This is a genomic window from Ferrovibrio sp. (genome assembly GCF_036381655.1).
Classification (GTDB): domain Bacteria; phylum Pseudomonadota; class Alphaproteobacteria; order Ferrovibrionales; family Ferrovibrionaceae; genus Ferrovibrio.
On the sequence record NZ_DASVCJ010000058.1, the window covers coordinates 1 to 16,849 of the forward strand.

Here is a 16,849-nt window from a genome sequence, read left to right on the forward strand (position 1 = left end):
CCCGCCCTCAGCGGTTCTTGAAGTCCGGTGGCCGCTTCTCGATGAAGGCGGTCATGCCTTCCTTCTGGTCTTCGGTCGCGAAGGCGGCGTGGAAGAGGCGCCGTTCGAACCGGATTCCCTCGGCCAGGGTCGTCTCGAAGGCGCGGTTCACCGCCTCCTTGGTCATCATCACGACCGGCAGGGAGAGGCCGGCGATGCGCTCGGCGACCTTGAGCGCCTCCTCCATTAGGCTGTCCGCCGGGACCACCCGACTCACCAGCCCGGCTCGCTCCGCCTCCGCGGCATCCATCAGGCGGCCGGTCAGGCACATCTCCATCGCCTTGGCCTTGCCGACGGCCCGGGTCAGCCGCTGCGTGCCGCCGGCGCCCGGCAGGATGCCGAGGGTAATCTCCGGCTGGCCGAACTTCGCGTTCTCCGCAGCCAGGATGATGTCGCACATCATCGCCACCTCGCAGCCGCCGCCGAGCGCATAGCCCGCCACCGCCGCGATCACCGGCTTGCGGCACTGGCCGACGCGCTCCCAGCCGCGGGTGATGAAGTCGGAGGTGTAGACATCGACGTAATCGCGGTCCTTCATCTCCTTGATGTCGGCGCCGGCGGCGAAGGCCTTTTCGCTGCCGGTGAGCAGGATGGCGCCGACCGCCTCGTCCGCCTCGAAATCGTCGAGCGCGCGGCCGAGCTCGGCGATCAGCGCATCCGAAAGCGCGTTGAGCGCGGCCGGGCGGTTGAGGGTGATCAGGCCGACACGGCCCTTCTTCTCGACGAGGATGTTCTGATACGGCATGGCTTCCCTCCGCGGTCGGACCGTTCTTTAGAGACTCTTAGCTCGGAGACAAGCTGAAGCGGACGGTCAGCTCGCCCTCGTCGCCGTCGAGGAACTCCAGGTGCAGCTCTTCGCCCTCGCGCCGGAACCGCGCCGGCCGGTCCGCGGTCCAGCCGAGCTGCGGCAGGGTCTCGGCATAGAAGGCGAGAACCTGCTCGCGCGTGACCGGGCCGGCGGCATAGGCCTCGACGATCCGGCCGCTCGGCGCGTCGAAGACGGTGCTCGCCGTCTCGATCTGGGACAGGCCGGGCATCAGCGGAAGGTCCTCGACGCCGGCGACGAACGCGGCGGCCCCGCCGTCGCGCGCCTGTTGTGCCGCCGCCGGCGCGGCGAACGCCAGCAGGAACGCCGCCGCGACAGCAAGAGCATGGTGGCGAAGCATGGGTCGTATGTATCTCAGCGTTGCCGCCGAGCACAATAGAAAGTCGCCCGGCCGGACTGGACGATGCGGCGGATGCCCTGAACGGCCGCCCCGTTCATGCAGTCGCAGGCCGGGCAGCGCTCGCCGGCGCGGTCATAGACGGCCCATCGATGCTGGAAATAGCCGAGCTCGCCCGTCGCCTGCACATAGTCGCGCAGGGACGAGCCGCCGGCGGCGATCGCCTCGGCGAGCACACGCTTGATGGCCGACGCCAGCCGTTCGGCCCGCGCGCCCTGGACGGTGCGGGCGAGCCGGCGCGGCGACAGGCCGGCCCAGAACAAGCTCTCCGAGGCATAGATGTTGCCGAGGCCGGCGACCACCCGCTGGTCGAGGAGCGCCGCCTTGATCGGCGTCGCCTTGCCCTTCAGCGCCGCGGCCAGGACCGGGCCGTTGAAGGCGTTGCCGAGCGGTTCCGGACCGAGCCCGGCGAGCATGGGATGGGCCGCGAGCGCCGCCTCCGGAACGAGGTCCATCAGGCCGAACCGCCTGGCGTCGTTGAAGCGGATGACGGCGCCGTCCTCGGTCTCGAAGATCACGTGGTCGTGCGGCTCCGGCGGGCCGGTCATGCCCTCGCTCACGACCATCCGGCCGGACATGCCGAGATGGCAGAGCAGCACCGTGCCGTCGTCGAGATGCGCCAGGATGAACTTCGCCCGCCGGGCGATGCGATCGACGCGCCGGCCGATCAGGCGCGCGGCGAAGTTCTCCGGCAGCGGAAAGCGCAGGTCCGGGCGGCGCTGCTCGACGCGCGTCAGCCGCCGGCCCTCCAAATGCGGGGCCAGGCCGCGGCAGACGGTCTCGACTTCGGGGAGCTCGGGCATGGTCTTCAGATCGGAATTGCGGGGGTCCGCCACAAGGTAGCGCGCGCGCCTCCGCCGCGCTATGGTCCGCCGCATGACGAGCGAAGATCCGAGGAACGCGCCGGGCAAGGATCCGGGAACCTGGTTCGGCTTCCGCGAGGTGGCCGAATCGGAGAAGGCGCCGCTGGTGCGCGGCGTCTTCGACAGCGTCGCCGGGCGCTACGACCTGATGAACGATTTGATGTCGGGCGGTATCCACCGGCTGTGGAAGGCGTCGATGATCGCGTGGCTGGCGCCGCGGCCGGGCCTGCATCTCGTCGATGTCGCCGGCGGCACCGGCGATATCGCCTTCCGAATCCTCGACCGGATTGGCGGCCCGGAGGCCGCGGCGGCGAGCGGCAGCCGCATCACGGTCTGCGACATGACGCCGGCGATGCTGGCGGTCGGCCGCGACCGGGCGATCGACCGCGGCCTGCTCGCTGGCAGTGGTTCAGGTGGAGGCTGGCGCATCGGCTGGGTCGCCGGCGATGCCGAGAGCCTGCCCCTCGCCGACCGAAGCTGCGATGCCTACACGATCGCCTTCGGGCTGCGAAACGTGACGCGGATCGACCGCGCGCTGGCGGAGGCGCGCCGGGTGCTGCGGCCCGGCGGCCGGTTCCTGTGCCTGGAGTTCAGCCGCGTCGCCCTGCCGGTCCTGGCCGGCCTCTACGACCTCTACTCCTTCCGCGTGCTGCCGCTTCTCGGCCAGATGGTGGCGGGCGACCGCGAATCCTATCAGTACCTCGTCGAGAGCATCCGCCGCTTTCCGCCGCAGGAGGACCTAGCGGCGCGGATCGCCGCCGCCGGCCTCGGGCAGGTCAAATTCCGCAATCTGAGCGGCGGCATCGCGGCGCTGCACTCGGCCTGGCGGATCTAGGGCCGGCCGGCGGGCGGACACCGATGCTCCGGGCGCTACGCAACCTCTTCCGGCTGCTGACGATCGTCCGCACCCTGGCGCGGCACGGCGCCCTGGCGTCGCTGCGCGCGGCGGTCGAGGGGACCGGCGTGGCGCCGAGCGTCCTCTTCGCCGGTCGCCTGTTCACGCCGCGACGCCGCGATCCCTGGCCTGACGAAAAGCGGCCGGGCGAGCGGCTCGCCGCCGCCTTTGGCGAGCTCGGCCCCGTCTTCATCAAGCTCGGCCAGATGCTGTCCACCCGCTCCGATCTGCTCGGCGAGCAGGTCGCGGCCGATCTGTCTCTGTTGCAGGACCGGCTGCCGCCGTTCGACGCGGCAGCCGCCCGCGCGACCATCGAGGCAGAGCTCGGGGCGCCGGTCGAGGCGCTGTTCACGCGCTTCGAGGACTGCCCGGTCTCCGCCGCCTCGATCGCCCAGGTGCATTACGCCACCATCGCGCCCGGGCCCGGAGAGGGCAGCGCGGCGGGTGAATTCGCGGGAGCCGGATTCGAGGGCGGGGCCGTCGCGGTCAAGGTGCTGCGGCCGGGAATCGAGCAGGCCTTCGCGCGCGACCTCGACCTCCTGATGTGGCTCGCCGAGCTGGTCGAGCGCACCCAGCCGAAGCTGCGCCGCCTGCGGCCGGTGGCGGTGGTGCGCACCTTCGCCGACACGGTGCGGATCGAGATGGATTTGCGGCTGGAGGCGGCCGCGGCCTCGGAGCTCGCGCAGAACTTCGCGGGCGACCCGACCTATCGGGTGCCGGCCGTCGATTGGCACCGGACCGGCCGGCGGGTGATGACGCAGCAGCGCCTGACTGGCATCCCGATGAACGACGGCGCCGCCCTGACCGCCGCCGGGCTCGACATCGACGCGGTGCTGGCGCGCGCCGCCGCAATCTTCTTCAAGCAGGTGTTCCGCGACGGCTATTTCCACGGCGACCAGCATCCCGGCAACATGTTCGTCGACCCGGACGGCCATATCGGCGCGGTCGATTTCGGCATCATGGGGCGCCTCGACCGCAAGACCCGCTACTATCTCGCGGACATGCTGCTGGGCTTTCTCGAACGCGACTACCGGCGCGTGGCGCAGGTGCATCTGGAGGCGGGCTATGTTCCGCCCACGCAGTCCCTCGACCAGTTCGCCCAGGCGCTCCGGGCGATCGGCGAACCGATCTTCGGCCGGCCGTTGCAGGAGATCTCCTTCGCCCGGCTGCTCGGCCAGCTCTTCCGCATCGCCGAGCAGTTCGAGATGGAGGTGCAGCCCCAGCTTCTGCTGCTGCAGAAGAACATGCTGATGGCCGAGGGGGTGAGCCGGCAGCTCAACCCCGACCTCAACATCTGGACGCTCGCCCAGCCGCTGATCGACCGCTGGATGCGCGAGAATCGGGGCCCGGAGGCGCGGCTACAGGATGCCGCGGCGGAGGCGCTGCGCAGCCTGGGCCGCTTGCCCGGCCTGATCGCCGCGGCCGAACGCGCCGCCACCGCCCTGGCCGACACCGGCATCAAGCCCCACCCGGAGGGGCTGCGCGCCCGCGACCACGAGATCCGCCGCCTCCTCCGGCCGCTCTGGGTCGCGGTGGCCTTGCTGGCGATTCTGGTGCTGCTGGCGCTTTGAGCGCGCCCGATGCGACAGGCGGGGACTTTCGGAATCCGGGCGTGGAGAGCCTGGCCCATAGCGCATCCTTCCAGCCCATGGAGAACAATGCACCAGACTCAAACTGATGTATCGGCTTTCTACGAAAGCTGATACTAGGCGATTGCGCTACAGTGCGCCGCGGCCACCCGCCAACCGGTCGCACACTTACGCCAGACGCGCGTATACCGATATTCGCCAGCGAATGGCACCTTATCGTAGGTACCAGCAACGGCAGCTCTCACGACCACGATCACCACATCATTGGCTTGCCGGGACAGAACATCCGAGAATTCGAGCTTGGAGATCCGCAACAGACCGGATCGGTGCGCGGCCAAGTCCATTTCCTTCGTCAGGACTCGACCCGTTTGATCCGTGAGGATGAGATCGTCCGCAATGAGATCATCGAGCGCGTCCACGTCACCGGCCAGCACGGCCGTCCGGAGCCGGCCTTCGAAAACGCTGATGCCGTCAAGCGCTTTGTCAGTCTGCGGCATGCTTCAATCCTGTTCATGGTCAAGGCGCGCGAGACGCTTACTACACCCGGAAATCATCCGGCAAAACCGCAAAAGGAAAAGCGCTGGCGCGCATGACCAACTCAAGAGCGAACAGACTCTAGTTCGAAGCCACCGCCGCAGGGGCAGGGAAATGCTCGACGTGGAATTCACCGTTCCGGCCGAGATAAATCGCGCGTTTGCCGGCTATGTAGACGAAATACCCCACGCAGCCCGCCGCGATGATCTGCCCGAGAAACTCGACATAATCGATCTGCCGCTCCTGGATTGCCCGGAGCGCTGCAACGACGCTGTCCGCAGAGAAGCTTTGCGCGATGGCTTGCGAACCGAGGGGCAACGGCTCGACGTGCGATTCGCCGCCTGGCATGTAGTAGGTCTTCTCCTGCCGCCGAAGGTCGGCGTGGTACTGCTCGCAGCCGATCTCCACCAGCCGCGCCACGACCTCGGGAAAAGGCATGGTGCCATCCAGAGAGCCCCTCATGCAGGCGCGCATCACCTGTTCTGCTTCTTCATTCACCATGTTCGTTCCTTTCACTCCGTTCGTTGCACTGGCCCTTTCCGATCCGCAGCCCTCAGCCCTTTGCGCGGCCCTCGATCAACTGCTTTTTGCGTTGAGTGCAGAAGATCGGGCGCAAGCCCTTAGTCGGTGGGAATTTCTTTGAAACCGTGTGTGCGCACTATCTTCTTCATCAGCCTCATCAGCGTCTCACGCTCGACGGCGCTAAGGCCGTTGAAGAATTCCTCATCGTTCCGGTCCGCGAGGGCAGCGAGTTCCGGTACGAGTTTCCGCCCCTCTTTCGTCAGCGCGACAGACTGATACCGGCGGTCCCTCTCTCCGGCGGTCTTGGCAACCAGCGCCTTACCGACCAACCGGTCGATCAGCTTTGAGATCGCGCCCCGCGTCATGCCGAGCCGCTGCGCAAGTTCACTCGGCGCCATGCCGTCGCACTCGAACAGCTCGCGCAGCAGCACCCATTCGGCAACGGTTACGCCGCACGCCTCCACCTTGCGGCTAAAGGCGTGGGACACGTGGTTGGATACGAACCGGAGCCAGTAGCCGACATGGGCCTCCAGGGGGCTGATGCTGGACTGTTTCAAAGCGCTCAATCCATCGAGTTTCCTAGGAAACTATATGATATTAGTTTCCTTGTCAACTTATTTGGCGCAGAGAGGTACAGATCACGTGAAAAGCGGCACGGGCCGGCCGAGTAGGGCTTTGAGATCGAGTTGGTCGGCGAGGTCGTGGACAGCAAAAACCGCCCTACGGATGACGTGGCCTGCTCGGTAAAGCTGGTTGCACGGACGCGCAACCGCCTTTATTTGCTTCTGTGCACATCCGGCGTCCGGTAGCGTATGGAACGCGGTGGTGATGTGTTGCAATGGCGGAGTTTGATCGATGGTCTCGAAACTCAAAACCGTGTGGACTCGCCTCGTTGGCGGTGCTGGCGGTCAGGACGACGACGGCGGGGACGATGCGCCGGCTGCGGAGGCCTTCGAGTACAAGGGCTATCGCGTTCGGCCCGCCCCATACAAGGCGAACGGCCAGTACCAGACGGCGGGCATCATCGAGAAGGACTCTGCCGAGGGCGTCAAGGAGCACCGGTTCGTCCGCGCTGAAACCCACCCGAGCAAGGACGATGCGGCCGCGTTCGCGATCGCCAAGGGCAAGCAGATCATCGACGAACGCGGCGACCGGATCTTCGACGAGAGGTGACGCCCGGCAGGACTATCTCGTAAGCCCGCAGGTCAGCCCGCGCGCATTACGCGCAGGCGGCTCTCGACATCCTCCTTGTTCAGATAGGCGCCGGCAAGGCGACGGAAGCCCTGATAGGCCGCGCGACCGTGAAGCGCGCGCCAATTGTCGAAGATGAGCATCTCGCCCGGCTCCAACCGCTTGCGGAGCTGATAGGCGGGATCGTTGAGCCGTTCGTTGAACGCGGCCAGCCCTCGGTAGAAGGCCGCCATCCGGTCGGCATCGAGGAGGAAGGGCGCCCGGTCGTGGTTGTTGTACCGGATCTGAACGAGCCGGCCGCTCCGGTCCAGGCGCAGGATCGGCAGCCGCGCGACCAGATGGATGCCCCGGGCCTGGTCGATGTACTGGCCGGGGACGTCGATCTCGGTCAGCACCCGATAGAGGTCCGGCGCGGCCGCCCGCAGGTCCTCGGCGACCCGGAAGCCGTCGACGAGGAGGCTCTCGCCGCCGGTCCCATCGAAGGCGAGGCAGTGGAACATCTGGTAGCCGGGCGCATCGAAGCTGTAGGTTCCGTCCGTGTGCAGCCCAAGGGCGAGGCTCGTATAGGCCGTGTCCTTGTGCTCCATGTTCGCGGTGAAATCCCAGAAGCCGCCGAAGATCGTCTCGCGAATATAGGCGATGCGGCGGGCCACGGCCTCGGTCGCTTCCGGCGTGGGCTCGACCCCCTTGACGAAGATAAACCCGTAGCGGTCGAGCTGCGTCAGCGCCTCGCGCAGGCCGGCCTCCTCCGCCATGAGGGCAGAGCACGTGACCTGGGGCAGGCCGCGCGCCAGCGTCGCGGCGTCCCAAAGAACGCGGCCCATATTCGGATCCGCCAAGGGGTCCGACTCGGCTTCCGGCATCATTTGCGCCAGGAAGTCCGACGCGAAGCGGCTGATATGTCCGTCCGGCTCCCAGACGATCTCCAGGGCCGTGCCGTCATCGACGATGGTGGCGGAGCGGGGCCTTATATCGGCGGGGATCGAAAAGCTGTCCATGAGGCGCTGCCGGGTCTCGGGATGCAGGCAGTCGGCGCACTGGCAATGGTCCCGCAGCCAAAGGAACGGAAGCGGCCCGATCTCCCGGCCGTCCGGCAGGGTGCCATCCAGCAAGGTAACGGTGCAACCCGCCTCGAGAATGGCCACCGATTTCAGTTTGTCCGTCATCTCCACGCGCTCCTCACTCACGACAGGTCATAGCGAGCCGCCACCTTGTTGTACGATTGTACAACAGCGTGGCGCACTGTAGAGTAGGACCACCGTGGCGTGCAAGAGTGGGTCTGTCGGAATGGCGCGAGGCGGAATGGCGCGAGGCGCAGCGGCGCGGCCGGTATCCCGCCCGAAATACACGCGGGACCTCCCCGAGGAGCGCCGCCGAAAACTGATCGAAGCGGCCATGCGCTGCCTTGCCGAGCGTGGCCTCGCCGGCACCTCGGTTCGCGAGATCGCGGTGCGGGCCGACGTGTCGCCCGGGCTGGTCGGGCATCATTTCGCGGGTAAGGAGGATCTGGTCGCCCAGACCTACGACTATGTGGGGACAAACTTTGGCAAGATCCTGGACGATGTTCTCGAAACTGCCGGGGACGATCCGGAGGACCGCCTCCGTGCCTTCGTCGACGCAAGCTTTCGGCCGCCCATTCTCGACAGCGACCTCCTGGCGGTCTGGATCACCTTCTGGAGCCTTGTGCGGACGGATGCGCGCATTCACACCATCCACCGCGGAATCTACGCGGATTATCGCCGGCGCCTCGAAAGCCTGATCGCGGCGATCGCCGAACGCCGCCGCATCGTGATCGAGGCGCGGTTGGCGGCCCTCAGCCTGACCGCGATGCTGGACGGCCTCTGGCTCGAATGGTGCCTGGACCCGTCCGCCTTCACCGCGGAGGAGGCCTGTCGGGCGGCCCAGGGCTGGGTGGACGGGCTGATCGGGGAGGGATTTCCCGGGAGATTGCCCGGTCGCCGCAAGACGGCGTGATGTTTCGGCGGGGCCTTTCTATGCGCCCCGATACCGGAGGTTGGCCCTGCTGCCGCTCCGGCTCCAGGGTCTGGCGCGCGTTCGGCCGGTTAGAATCCCGGGGTCAAAATCCTGGCGTCGGGCCGGGCGCTCAAATAACATCCGGAACGAGGTCGCTACCGAGGCTGGTCCGGGCAAGGCGGGTCCACGCGGAAAGGCGAACAAGGATGCCCGGCCGGAGGGGCGCCGAGTCATAGGGGGAGAAGCCGGTGGGAACGATACGAGGCGCGGGTCTTCGCCTCGCGGAAGCGGATGCGCGCCGAAGAGAGTAAAGCGCACGACGGCTCCGTGCGCGATCGCATGAATCGGGCCGCCATCTGGACCATTGCCGCAATCGGCATCGTCGTGGTGCCGGCCTGTGCCGCCGCACAGACCGTGGAAGAGTTGCGGCAACTGTCGATCGAGGAGCTGGCGAACATCGAGATCACCTCCGTCTCCAAGCGGCCGCAACCGCTGAGCGAGGCGCCGGCGTCGGTCTACGTCATCACCAGCGAGGATATCCGCCGCTCGGGCGCCGCCAGCCTCCCGGAAGTCCTGCGCCTGGCGCCCAACCTTCAGGTTGCGAGGATCGACGCCGCCACCTACGCCATATCGGCGCGCGGCTTCAACTCCTTTCAGGCCGCCAACAAGCTGCTGGTGCTGATCGACGGCCGCAGCGTCTATACCCCGCTCCATGGCGGCGTCTTCTGGGACCAGCAGCAGATTCTGCTGGAGGACATCGACCGCATCGAGGTGATCAGCGGGCCCGGCGGAACGCTGTGGGGGGCGAACGCCGTCAACGGCGTGATCAATATCATCACCAAGAATTCGCGGGAGACCCAGGGCGGGTTCGCGGGCTTCCAACTCGGCAATCTCGACAAGAGCGCCAGCGCGCGCTATGGCGGCAAGCTCGGCGCCAATGGGACCTATCGCGTCTATGCTCTAGGATTCCAGCGCGGCGACACCGTCCTGCCCGACGGCGACAGCGCAAAGGATGATTGGAACGGCAAACAGGCCGGCTTCCGCATGGACTGGCTCGCCGGGGACGACGCATTCACGCTGCAGGGCGACCTGTATGACAACGACCTTGCCGGCGGCACCGACAATTCCGGCGGAAACCTGCTCGGGCGGTGGACCCGCCAGCTCGGCGACGCCTCGGCGCTGGAGGTGCAGGCCTATTACGACAAGGCCGACCGCCTCGCGCTCGGCGTAACGGATTCGCTCGAAACCTTCGACATCGAGGCCCAGCACAGATTTCCGCTGGGCGACCGGCACGCGATCATCTGGGGCGGCGGCTACCGTCTCACCGAGGACAAGTTCATCAACGAGTTGAACCCGTTCGTTCTCGACCCGGAGAGCGACACCGTGCAGATCGGCAATCTCTTCGTTCAGGACAGCATCGCGCTCAGCGACGATCTCACCCTGACGCTTGGGACGAAGCTCGAATATAGCGGCTTCACCGGGTTCGAATATTTGCCGAGCGCGCGTGTCGCATGGCAGATTTCGGATACCGCCCTGCTTTGGGCCGCTGTCTCGCGGGCCGTGCGGACCCCGTCGCGCGTCGACCGGGACCTCACGGCGCCGGGAATTTTGGAGCGCGCATCCGAGAGCTTCGATTCGGAGGAGCTGATCGCCTACGAGGTCGGCTATCGCGGGCAGCCCTCGGCGCAGACCTCGCTGTCCGTCTCGCTGTTCTACAACGATTACGACAACCTGCGCGCGCTCATGCTGTCGCCGGACAGCGGCCTTCTGGTCTTCGGCAATGTACTGGAGGGCCAGACCTACGGCGTCGAGGCCTGGGGCGACTACCGCCCGCGCGACTGGTGGACCCTGAGCGCCGGGGCCAACCTGCTGCAGAAGGACCTTCACCTCAAGCCCGGCGGCATCGACGCCGCCCTCAGCCAGCATGTGGGCAACGACCCCGAATACCAGCTCTCGCTGCGGTCCCGCATGGACCTCTCGGATGCGATCGAGCTGGATATCGGCCTGCGCGCCATCGACGACCTGCCCGACCCCGACGTGCCCGGCTATGTCGCGCTCGACGCGCGGCTCGGCTGGCACGTCACGGACACGCTCGAACTCTCCGTCGGCGGGTTCAATCTTCTCGACGATCAGCATCCCGAAGCGGGCAATGTGGCCACACGGACGGAGGTACCCCGGAGCGTCTATCTCGGCGCGCGCTGGAGGTTCTGATCGTGGGGCGGCGCCCGACGATCCCGACGGCGTTGACGCGCGCGCGCGCCAGAGTGGCGGCCTTGGCCACCTATATGATGCTGGTCGGCCTGATGCTGGTGATGCCGGACCTGCCGGCCCGAGCCGAAGACAGCGCAATCGAACGCGCCGTGAAGGCAACCTACCTCTACAAATTCGGCCCCTTCATCGAGTGGCCGCGCACCGCCTTTGATTCGCCGTTCAGTCCGGTTTATTTGTGCATCGTGGGCAATGACCCGTTCGAAGACATCCTCGACCGCGCGGTGCGCGGACAGCGCATCGGCGATCGGCCTATCGTCGTTCGCCGTCTGCGGACCGTGGATCGGGACTCCGGCTGCCACATCATGTATGCCGCGGGGTCCGACGCGCAGTCGGTGGCCGAGATCCTCGACACGGTCCGCGGCACACCCGTTCTGACGATCACCGATGCGGCGCGCGATGCGAAAGCCAGGGGAATCATCCACTTCGTCGTTCACGACAATCGGGTCCGCTTCATCATCGATGATTACGCCGCCTCGAAGAACGGGATCACGATCAGCTCGAAGGTCCTGAGTCTCGCGCTTTCCGTCAGGCCCAGAGCGTAGGAGGCGCCCCGCATGACCGCCCGACCAACATGTCGAATTTCTGGAAGCTGACCCCGACAATCGCGCTGACGATCGCGGTTGCGCTGCTGCTCGCGGGCATGGCCATGGCCCTGTACAGCGAGCACGCCTACAAGGCGCAGAAGATCGACGAGGTCGGCGTGCAAGCGCAGATCCTCGCCTCGACCGTGACGGCCGCCCTCGCTTTCGACGACCGCAACGCGGCGCAGGAGTACGTCAACGCCCTGAAGGCCAACCCGGAGATCCGCGCCGCCGCCATCTATGACGAGAACGGCGCACTGTTCGCGAGCTATACCCGCGCGGAGGACCTGTCTCTGCCCGTAACGCCGCAGCCGCGGCCCCCCTACTTCGAGGACGACCGCCTTATCGTGGCCACGCCCGTGCGCCAGGGCGATTCGCTTCTCGGCACGGTCTATCTGCGAACCCTCATCGAGCCGATCGGACGCCGGCTCGTGCGCTATGGCGTGGTCGCGCTGCTCGTCACGATGGCGTCCCTGGTCGTTGCCGTGCTCGGCGTGGCGCATCGGGCGCTGACGCGGGCGAACGCCGAACTCGGGAGCCGGGCGTCCGACCTGGCCGAGGCGAACCGAAAGTTGCGTATTCAGATCGAGCAACGGCAGGAGGCGGAGGAAGCGCTGCGGCAAAGCCAGAAAATGGAAGCGATCGGGCAGCTCTCCGGCGGCATCGCGCACGATTTCAACAACCTTCTCACCATCATCGGGGGCAACCTCGAGCTACTGCGCAAGCGGATCAAGGAGGGCCGGACCGATGTCATGCGGTATGTCGACCTCGCCGCGGAAGGGGTAAACCGGGCCTCCAACCTGACGCAGCGGATCCTTGCCTTTTCCCGGCGCCAGCCCCTCTCGCCGAAGCCCGTCGATCTCAGCCGCCTCGTCGTTGGAATGGAGCAGCTCCTGCGCCATTCGGTCGGCGAGCTCGTCACGGTCGAGACCCGGCTCGAGGCCGATTGGTGGACGCTGTGCGACGTGAACCAGATGGAGAACGTGATTCTGAACCTGGCGATCAATGCCCGGGATGCCATGCCGGCCGGGGGGCGATTGATCATCGAAACGGCGAACCTTCCCGCGGAAGCGGGGGCGGACGCCTTCGCGGAAATCGCACCGGGAGATTATGTGAGGCTCTCCGTCATCGATACCGGTACGGGAATGCCCGAAGAGGTGCGCCTGAAAGCGATCGATCCGTTCTTCACGACGAAGCCGCAGGGCCAGGGAACGGGGCTGGGCCTGAGCATGATCTTCGGCTACACGAAGCAATCGAACGGATTCATGCAGATCGAGAGCGCGCTCGGCGAGGGCACGACCGTCACGATCCTCATGCCCCGCCACCAGGGCGCCCGCCATCAGGGCAACGGTGTCGCGGACGCGGCGGCGGCGCGGCGCGAGGCGGGCCCCGCGCCGCAGGCCGACGCGCCCCCCGCAACCGACGCCAAGAGGCCGACCGTCCTCCTTGTCGAGGACGAGGCCCTCGTCAGGATGCTCGCCGTCGAGACGATCCGCGACGAGGGCTACAACGTCCTCGAGGAAGGCGATGGCAGGGCCGCCCTGACCATTCTCAAATCGGACGCGGAGATCGACCTTCTCATCACCGACGTGAAATTGCCGGGCGTCAGCGGCTATCAGCTCGCCGAGGCCGGCACGGCGCACCGCCCCCGTTTGAAAGTAGTCCTGATGACCGGATTCACGCAGGACCCGGTCCCCGAAAAATTGGCCAGGGCCGGGGTCAAGGTCCTCTACAAGCCCTATGACCTGAAGGAGCTGGCGTCCTACGCAAATCGGCTCTTGCGAGAGGACGACCCGGCATGAAGCCCGGATAAGGACCCGCCCGGATAAAGGATCAGGGCCGGCATCGATCTTGCGCGCGAGGGCCGCACCCCTTACCTTAAGGACAAATCGCAACTGTAAAATCGCGGAATCCTCCCCATGCTTGCCCCCATTCTCGACGGCAAACGCATCCTGCTCGTCATCTCGGGCGGCATCGCGGCTTATAAGAGCCTCGATCTGATCCGCCGCCTGCGCGAGCGGGGCGCGGCCGTGCGCTGCATCCTGACCGAAGGCGGAGCCGCGTTCGTGACCCCGCTGTCGGTTGCGGCCTTGAGCGAGGAGAAGGTGTTCATGGACCTGTTCTCGCTCACCGACGAGAGCGAGATGGGGCATATCCGCCTGAGCCGCGAGGCCGACCTGGTCGTCGTCGCCCCGGCCAGCGCCGACATCCTGGCGAAGATGGCGCAGGGGCTGGCCGACGATCTCGCGACCACCGCGCTCCTCGCCACGGACAAGCCGGTCCTGGTCGCGCCGGCGATGAACCACATGATGTGGGCGCATCCGGCGACCCGGGCGAACATCGCCTCTCTCGAGGCGCAGGGGGTCCGGCGCGTCGGGCCGGAGAGCGGCGATCTCGCCTGCGGCGAGGTCGGCGCCGGCCGCATGGCCGAACCGATGCAGATCCTGGCCGCGATCGAGGCGCAGTTCGCCGAGCGGACCTCCCTGGCCGGACGCCGCGCCCTGGTGACGAGCGGCCCGACGCACGAGCCCATCGACCCGGTGCGCTTCATCGCCAACCGCTCCTCCGGCCGCCAGGGCCATGCCATCGCCGCCGCGCTGGCGCAACGCGGTGCCGCCACCATCCTGGTCTCCGGGCCGTCGGCCGAGCCCGACCCGGCCGGAGTCGAGGTCCGGCATGTCGAGACGGCGGCGGAAATGCTCGCCGCCTGCCGCGCGGCCCTGCCGGTGGATGTCGCGGTCTGCGCCGCCGCCGTCAGCGACTGGAAGGTGGCGAACCCGGCTACGCAGAAGCTGAAGAAGGACGTGACGGCGGATGGGGCGCCGCCGAAGCTGACATTGGCGGCCAATCCCGACATCCTGGCGAGCCTCGGCGGCGCCGGCAACCGGCGGCCGCGCCTCGTCATCGGCTTCGCCGCCGAGACGGAGAACGTCGTCGAGAACGCGACGGCCAAGCGCCGCGCCAAGAACTGCGACTGGATCCTCGCCAACGACGTCTCGCCGGGCACCGGCACCTTCGGCGGGCGGGAGAACACGGTGCATCTGGTATCGGCCGACGGGGTCGAGGATTGGCCGACCCTGTCCAAGCAGGCGGTGGCGGAGCGCCTGGCCGAGCGAGTCGCCCGCCATCTGGCGGCGGCATCATGAGCGGTATCGCGCTGCGGGTCGCGCTGCAACGGCTGCCCCATGCCGCCGACCTTCCGCTGCCCGGCTACGCAACGGTTGCGAGCGCCGGCATGGACCTGACCGCCGCGGTGGAGGCGCCGGTCGTGCTGGTCCCGGGGGACCGGGCGCTGGTCCCGGCCGGCATCGCCATCGCCCTGCCGGCGGGATACGAGGCGCAGATCCGGCCGCGCTCCGGCCTGGCGCTGAAGGCGGGCGTGACCGTGCTCAACAGCCCCGGCACGATCGACGCGGATTATCGCGGCGAGGTCAAGGTCCTGCTGATCAACCACGGCCGCGACGCGGTGACGATCGCGCGCGGCGACCGCATCGCCCAGATGGTGGTCGCCCCGGTCGCTCATGTCGCTTGGGCAGAGCGGGACAGTCTCGACGAAACGGCCCGCGGGCCCGGCGGCTTCGGCTCGACCGGGGGCTCGACCGGGCTGGCGGCGAAGCGGTAGCGAGGCGGCCCGATGCTGCGCCTGTCGCGAAAACTGCTGTTCGCCATCGAGGCCGTGGTCGACATCGCCTATCACAGCGGCAGCGATGCCGTGCAGAGCGGCGAGATCTCCGAGCGCCAGGGCATCCCGCGCCGCTATCTCGAGCAGGTGCTGCAGCACCTGGTCAAGGCGGGCATTCTCGCCGGACAGCGCGGCCCCCGCGGCGGCTATCGCTTGGCGCGCGAGCGGCGGCGCATCACGGTAGGCGAGATCGTGCGCACCGTGCAGCAGATCGAGGCCGTGCCCGATCCGGTCGAGGCGGAGAACGGCTCGGAGATCGGCATGCGGGTGGTGCGGCCGCTGTGGCGCGAGCTGCAGGAGCGGATGATGGCCGAGCTGGACGCCGTGACGATCGAGGAATTATGCGAGCGGGCCCGCGGCGCCGGGGTCCGGACCGAGCTTCCGGCGCGGCTCGACTTCAGCATCTGACGCCTACGCTCATCAATGCAAGAGAACGGAATGAAACTCGGCGCCCAGAAACCTGAAACGTCGAAACCCGAAAGTTCAAAACCCGAAACCTCGAAACCCGAGGCCTTCCGGGCGGAACCGGAGTTCCGCGGCCGGATCTATGACAGCATCCTCGGCACGATCGGCGCGACGCCGATGATCCGCCTTTCGAAGCTGGCGGCCGAGGCCGGCATCGCCGCCGAGATCGTCGGCAAGTGCGAGTTCTTCAATCCGCTGTCCTCGGTGAAGGACCGCATCGGGCTGGCGATGGTCGATGCGCTGGAAGCCGCCGGCCGGCTGAAGCCCAGCACGGTGATCATCGAGCCGACCAGCGGGAACACCGGCATCGCGCTCGCCTTCGTCTGCGCCGCCAAGGGCTATCGGCTGATCCTGACCATGCCGGACAGCATGTCGGCCGAGCGCGGCAAGATGCTGCGGCTGCTCGGCGCCGAGATCGAATTCACCCCGGCCGAGAAAGGCATGAACGGGGCAATCGCCCGCGCCCAGGAACTCGTTCGCGAGATCGGTGACGCGGTCATTCCCCAGCAATTCGAGAACCCGGCCAATCCGGAGATCCACCGCAGCACCACGGCGGAGGAGATCTGGCGCGACAGCCAGGGCCGGGTCGACGCGGTGGTGTCCGGCGTCGGCACCGGCGGCACGCTGACCGGCGTCGGCGAGGTCCTGAAGGCGCGTAAGCCGGGCTTCCAGGTGATCGCGGTCGAGCCGGAGGACAGCGCGATCCTGTCGGGCGGCGCGCCCGGCCCGCACAAGATTCAGGGCATCGGCGCCGGCTTCGTTCCGAAGACGCTGAACCCCGACGTGATCGACGAGGTCGTCCGCATCGGCAACGAGACGGCGTTCGCGACCGCCCGCCGGGCGGCGGCGCTCGAGGGTCTACCGGTCGGGATCTCGTCGGGTGCCGCGCTCGCCGCCGCGCTGGAGGTCGGCGCCCGGCCGGAGATGGCGGGCAAGCAGATCGTCGTCATCCTGCCCTCCTTCGCCGAGCGCTATCTGTCAACGCCGCTGTTCGACGGCCTCTAAGGTTCGGAGCCCCGC

Annotated in this window: 18 protein-coding genes; 11 read left to right on the forward strand and 7 right to left on the reverse strand. The window is 67.5% G+C overall.

All coding sequences use genetic code 11. From position 1 onward, the window contains the following. Positions 1-7 precede the first annotated feature (7 nt). From VF194_RS11635 to mutM, 3 genes are read right to left on the reverse strand one after another with little or no spacing between them, the layout of a single operon-like run. Positions 8-784, reverse strand: coding sequence for an enoyl-CoA hydratase (locus VF194_RS11635; protein ID WP_330891138.1), 777 nt, complete (start codon positions 782-784; stop codon positions 8-10). Positions 785-821: 37 nt separating this feature from the next. Continuing rightward, a complete protein-coding gene (locus tag VF194_RS11640; RefSeq protein ID WP_330891139.1) occupies positions 822-1,205 on the reverse strand; it encodes a hypothetical protein in 384 nt (127 codons plus the stop codon). A 14-nt stretch (positions 1,206-1,219) separates the two neighbouring features. Further along, positions 1,220-2,065, reverse strand: coding sequence for a bifunctional DNA-formamidopyrimidine glycosylase/DNA-(apurinic or apyrimidinic site) lyase (mutM, locus tag VF194_RS11645; protein ID WP_330891141.1), 846 nt, complete (start codon positions 2,063-2,065; stop codon positions 1,220-1,222). A gap of 73 nt (positions 2,066-2,138) precedes the next feature. Here mutM and VF194_RS11650 point away from each other — a divergent pair, with 73 nt between their 5' ends. Together VF194_RS11650 and ubiB are read left to right on the forward strand one after the other, a co-directional pair. Beyond that, entirely contained in the window at positions 2,139-2,960 is an 822-nt protein-coding gene (locus VF194_RS11650; RefSeq protein ID WP_330891143.1) for a class I SAM-dependent methyltransferase, read from the forward strand. Between the two features lie 23 nt (positions 2,961-2,983). Continuing rightward, the gene (gene ubiB, locus VF194_RS11655; protein ID WP_330891145.1) at positions 2,984-4,591 is read left to right on the forward strand and encodes a 2-polyprenylphenol 6-hydroxylase; all 1,608 of its coding nucleotides are present in this window, start codon (positions 2,984-2,986) and stop codon (positions 4,589-4,591) included. 134 nt (positions 4,592-4,725) lie between these two features. Here the strand turns inward: ubiB and VF194_RS11660 are convergent, their stop codons facing one another. From VF194_RS11660 to VF194_RS11670, 3 genes are all read right to left on the reverse strand, one after another. Next, positions 4,726-5,106, reverse strand: coding sequence for a nuclear transport factor 2 family protein (locus VF194_RS11660; RefSeq protein ID WP_330891147.1), 381 nt, complete (start codon positions 5,104-5,106; stop codon positions 4,726-4,728). A 118-nt stretch (positions 5,107-5,224) separates the two neighbouring features. Then, complete coding sequence (locus VF194_RS11665) at positions 5,225-5,644, reverse strand: DUF1398 domain-containing protein (protein WP_330891149.1); 420 nt, start codon at positions 5,642-5,644, stop codon at positions 5,225-5,227. A gap of 119 nt (positions 5,645-5,763) precedes the next feature. Further along, a complete protein-coding gene (locus VF194_RS11670; protein ID WP_330891151.1) occupies positions 5,764-6,231 on the reverse strand; it encodes a MarR family transcriptional regulator in 468 nt (155 codons plus the stop codon). A gap of 289 nt (positions 6,232-6,520) precedes the next feature. Between VF194_RS11670 and VF194_RS11675 the strand changes: the two genes are divergently transcribed. Further along, entirely contained in the window at positions 6,521-6,838 is a 318-nt protein-coding gene (locus tag VF194_RS11675; protein WP_330891153.1) for an HlyU family transcriptional regulator, read from the forward strand. 32 nt (positions 6,839-6,870) lie between these two features. On the opposite strand, the gene VF194_RS11680 is transcribed toward VF194_RS11675, so the two are convergent. Further along, a complete protein-coding gene (locus tag VF194_RS11680; RefSeq protein WP_330891155.1) occupies positions 6,871-8,022 on the reverse strand; it encodes a trimethyllysine dioxygenase in 1,152 nt (383 codons plus the stop codon). A gap of 136 nt (positions 8,023-8,158) precedes the next feature. Here VF194_RS11680 and VF194_RS11685 point away from each other — a divergent pair, with 136 nt between their 5' ends. From VF194_RS11685 to cysK, 8 genes are all read left to right on the forward strand, one after another. Next, a complete protein-coding gene (locus tag VF194_RS11685; protein WP_330891157.1) occupies positions 8,159-8,830 on the forward strand; it encodes a TetR family transcriptional regulator C-terminal domain-containing protein in 672 nt (223 codons plus the stop codon). A gap of 291 nt (positions 8,831-9,121) precedes the next feature. Next, on the forward strand, positions 9,122-11,041 hold the full coding sequence (locus tag VF194_RS11690; RefSeq protein ID WP_330891159.1) for a TonB-dependent receptor: 1,920 nt from the start codon (positions 9,122-9,124) through the stop codon (positions 11,039-11,041). Between the two features lie 2 nt (positions 11,042-11,043). Further along, the gene (locus VF194_RS11695) at positions 11,044-11,643 is read left to right on the forward strand and encodes a YfiR family protein (RefSeq protein ID WP_330891161.1); all 600 of its coding nucleotides are present in this window, start codon (positions 11,044-11,046) and stop codon (positions 11,641-11,643) included. 29 nt (positions 11,644-11,672) lie between these two features. Continuing rightward, positions 11,673-13,484: a response regulator gene (locus VF194_RS11700; protein WP_330891163.1), complete on the forward strand. Its 1,812-nt coding sequence runs from the start codon at positions 11,673-11,675 to the stop codon at positions 13,482-13,484. Between the two features lie 117 nt (positions 13,485-13,601). Then, positions 13,602-14,828: a bifunctional phosphopantothenoylcysteine decarboxylase/phosphopantothenate--cysteine ligase CoaBC gene (gene coaBC / locus VF194_RS11705; RefSeq protein ID WP_330891165.1), complete on the forward strand. Its 1,227-nt coding sequence runs from the start codon at positions 13,602-13,604 to the stop codon at positions 14,826-14,828. Beyond that, the gene (dut, locus tag VF194_RS11710; protein WP_330891168.1) at positions 14,825-15,304 is read left to right on the forward strand and encodes a dUTP diphosphatase; all 480 of its coding nucleotides are present in this window, start codon (positions 14,825-14,827) and stop codon (positions 15,302-15,304) included. Before coaBC ends, dut begins: the two co-directional genes overlap by 4 nt. A gap of 12 nt (positions 15,305-15,316) precedes the next feature. Next, positions 15,317-15,772 carry an Rrf2 family transcriptional regulator gene (locus VF194_RS11715; protein ID WP_330891169.1) on the forward strand — a complete coding sequence of 152 codons (456 nt, stop codon included), beginning with the start codon at positions 15,317-15,319 and terminating at the stop codon, positions 15,770-15,772. 30 nt (positions 15,773-15,802) lie between these two features. Continuing rightward, a complete protein-coding gene (gene cysK / locus VF194_RS11720; RefSeq protein ID WP_330891171.1) occupies positions 15,803-16,834 on the forward strand; it encodes a cysteine synthase A in 1,032 nt (343 codons plus the stop codon). Positions 16,835-16,849: the final 15 nt, after the last annotated feature.

Bases quoted from the DNA above. Each gene is read 5' to 3' on its own strand.
- ubiB (WP_330891145.1), top strand. From the start codon at position 2,984: ATGCTCCGGGCGCTACGCAACCTCTTCCGGCTGCTGACGATCGTCCGC.
- VF194_RS11715 (WP_330891169.1), top strand. From the start codon at position 15,317: ATGCTGCGCCTGTCGCGAAAACTGCTGTTCGCCATCGAGGCCGTGGTC.
- VF194_RS11685 (WP_330891157.1), top strand. From the start codon at position 8,159: ATGGCGCGAGGCGCAGCGGCGCGGCCGGTATCCCGCCCGAAATACACG.
- VF194_RS11640 (WP_330891139.1), bottom strand. From the start codon at position 1,205: ATGCTTCGCCACCATGCTCTTGCTGTCGCGGCGGCGTTCCTGCTGGCG.
- VF194_RS11700 (WP_330891163.1), top strand. From the start codon at position 11,673: ATGTCGAATTTCTGGAAGCTGACCCCGACAATCGCGCTGACGATCGCG.
- dut (WP_330891168.1), top strand. From the start codon at position 14,825: ATGAGCGGTATCGCGCTGCGGGTCGCGCTGCAACGGCTGCCCCATGCC.
- cysK (WP_330891171.1), top strand. From the start codon at position 15,803: ATGAAACTCGGCGCCCAGAAACCTGAAACGTCGAAACCCGAAAGTTCA.
- VF194_RS11660 (WP_330891147.1), bottom strand. From the start codon at position 5,106: ATGCCGCAGACTGACAAAGCGCTTGACGGCATCAGCGTTTTCGAAGGC.
- VF194_RS11650 (WP_330891143.1), top strand. From the start codon at position 2,139: ATGACGAGCGAAGATCCGAGGAACGCGCCGGGCAAGGATCCGGGAACC.
- VF194_RS11675 (WP_330891153.1), top strand. From the start codon at position 6,521: ATGGTCTCGAAACTCAAAACCGTGTGGACTCGCCTCGTTGGCGGTGCT.
- VF194_RS11635 (WP_330891138.1), bottom strand. From the start codon at position 784: ATGCCGTATCAGAACATCCTCGTCGAGAAGAAGGGCCGTGTCGGCCTG.
- VF194_RS11665 (WP_330891149.1), bottom strand. From the start codon at position 5,644: ATGGTGAATGAAGAAGCAGAACAGGTGATGCGCGCCTGCATGAGGGGC.
- VF194_RS11690 (WP_330891159.1), top strand. From the start codon at position 9,122: ATGCGCGCCGAAGAGAGTAAAGCGCACGACGGCTCCGTGCGCGATCGC.
- coaBC (WP_330891165.1), top strand. From the start codon at position 13,602: ATGCTTGCCCCCATTCTCGACGGCAAACGCATCCTGCTCGTCATCTCG.
- mutM (WP_330891141.1), bottom strand. From the start codon at position 2,065: ATGCCCGAGCTCCCCGAAGTCGAGACCGTCTGCCGCGGCCTGGCCCCG.
- VF194_RS11680 (WP_330891155.1), bottom strand. From the start codon at position 8,022: ATGACGGACAAACTGAAATCGGTGGCCATTCTCGAGGCGGGTTGCACC.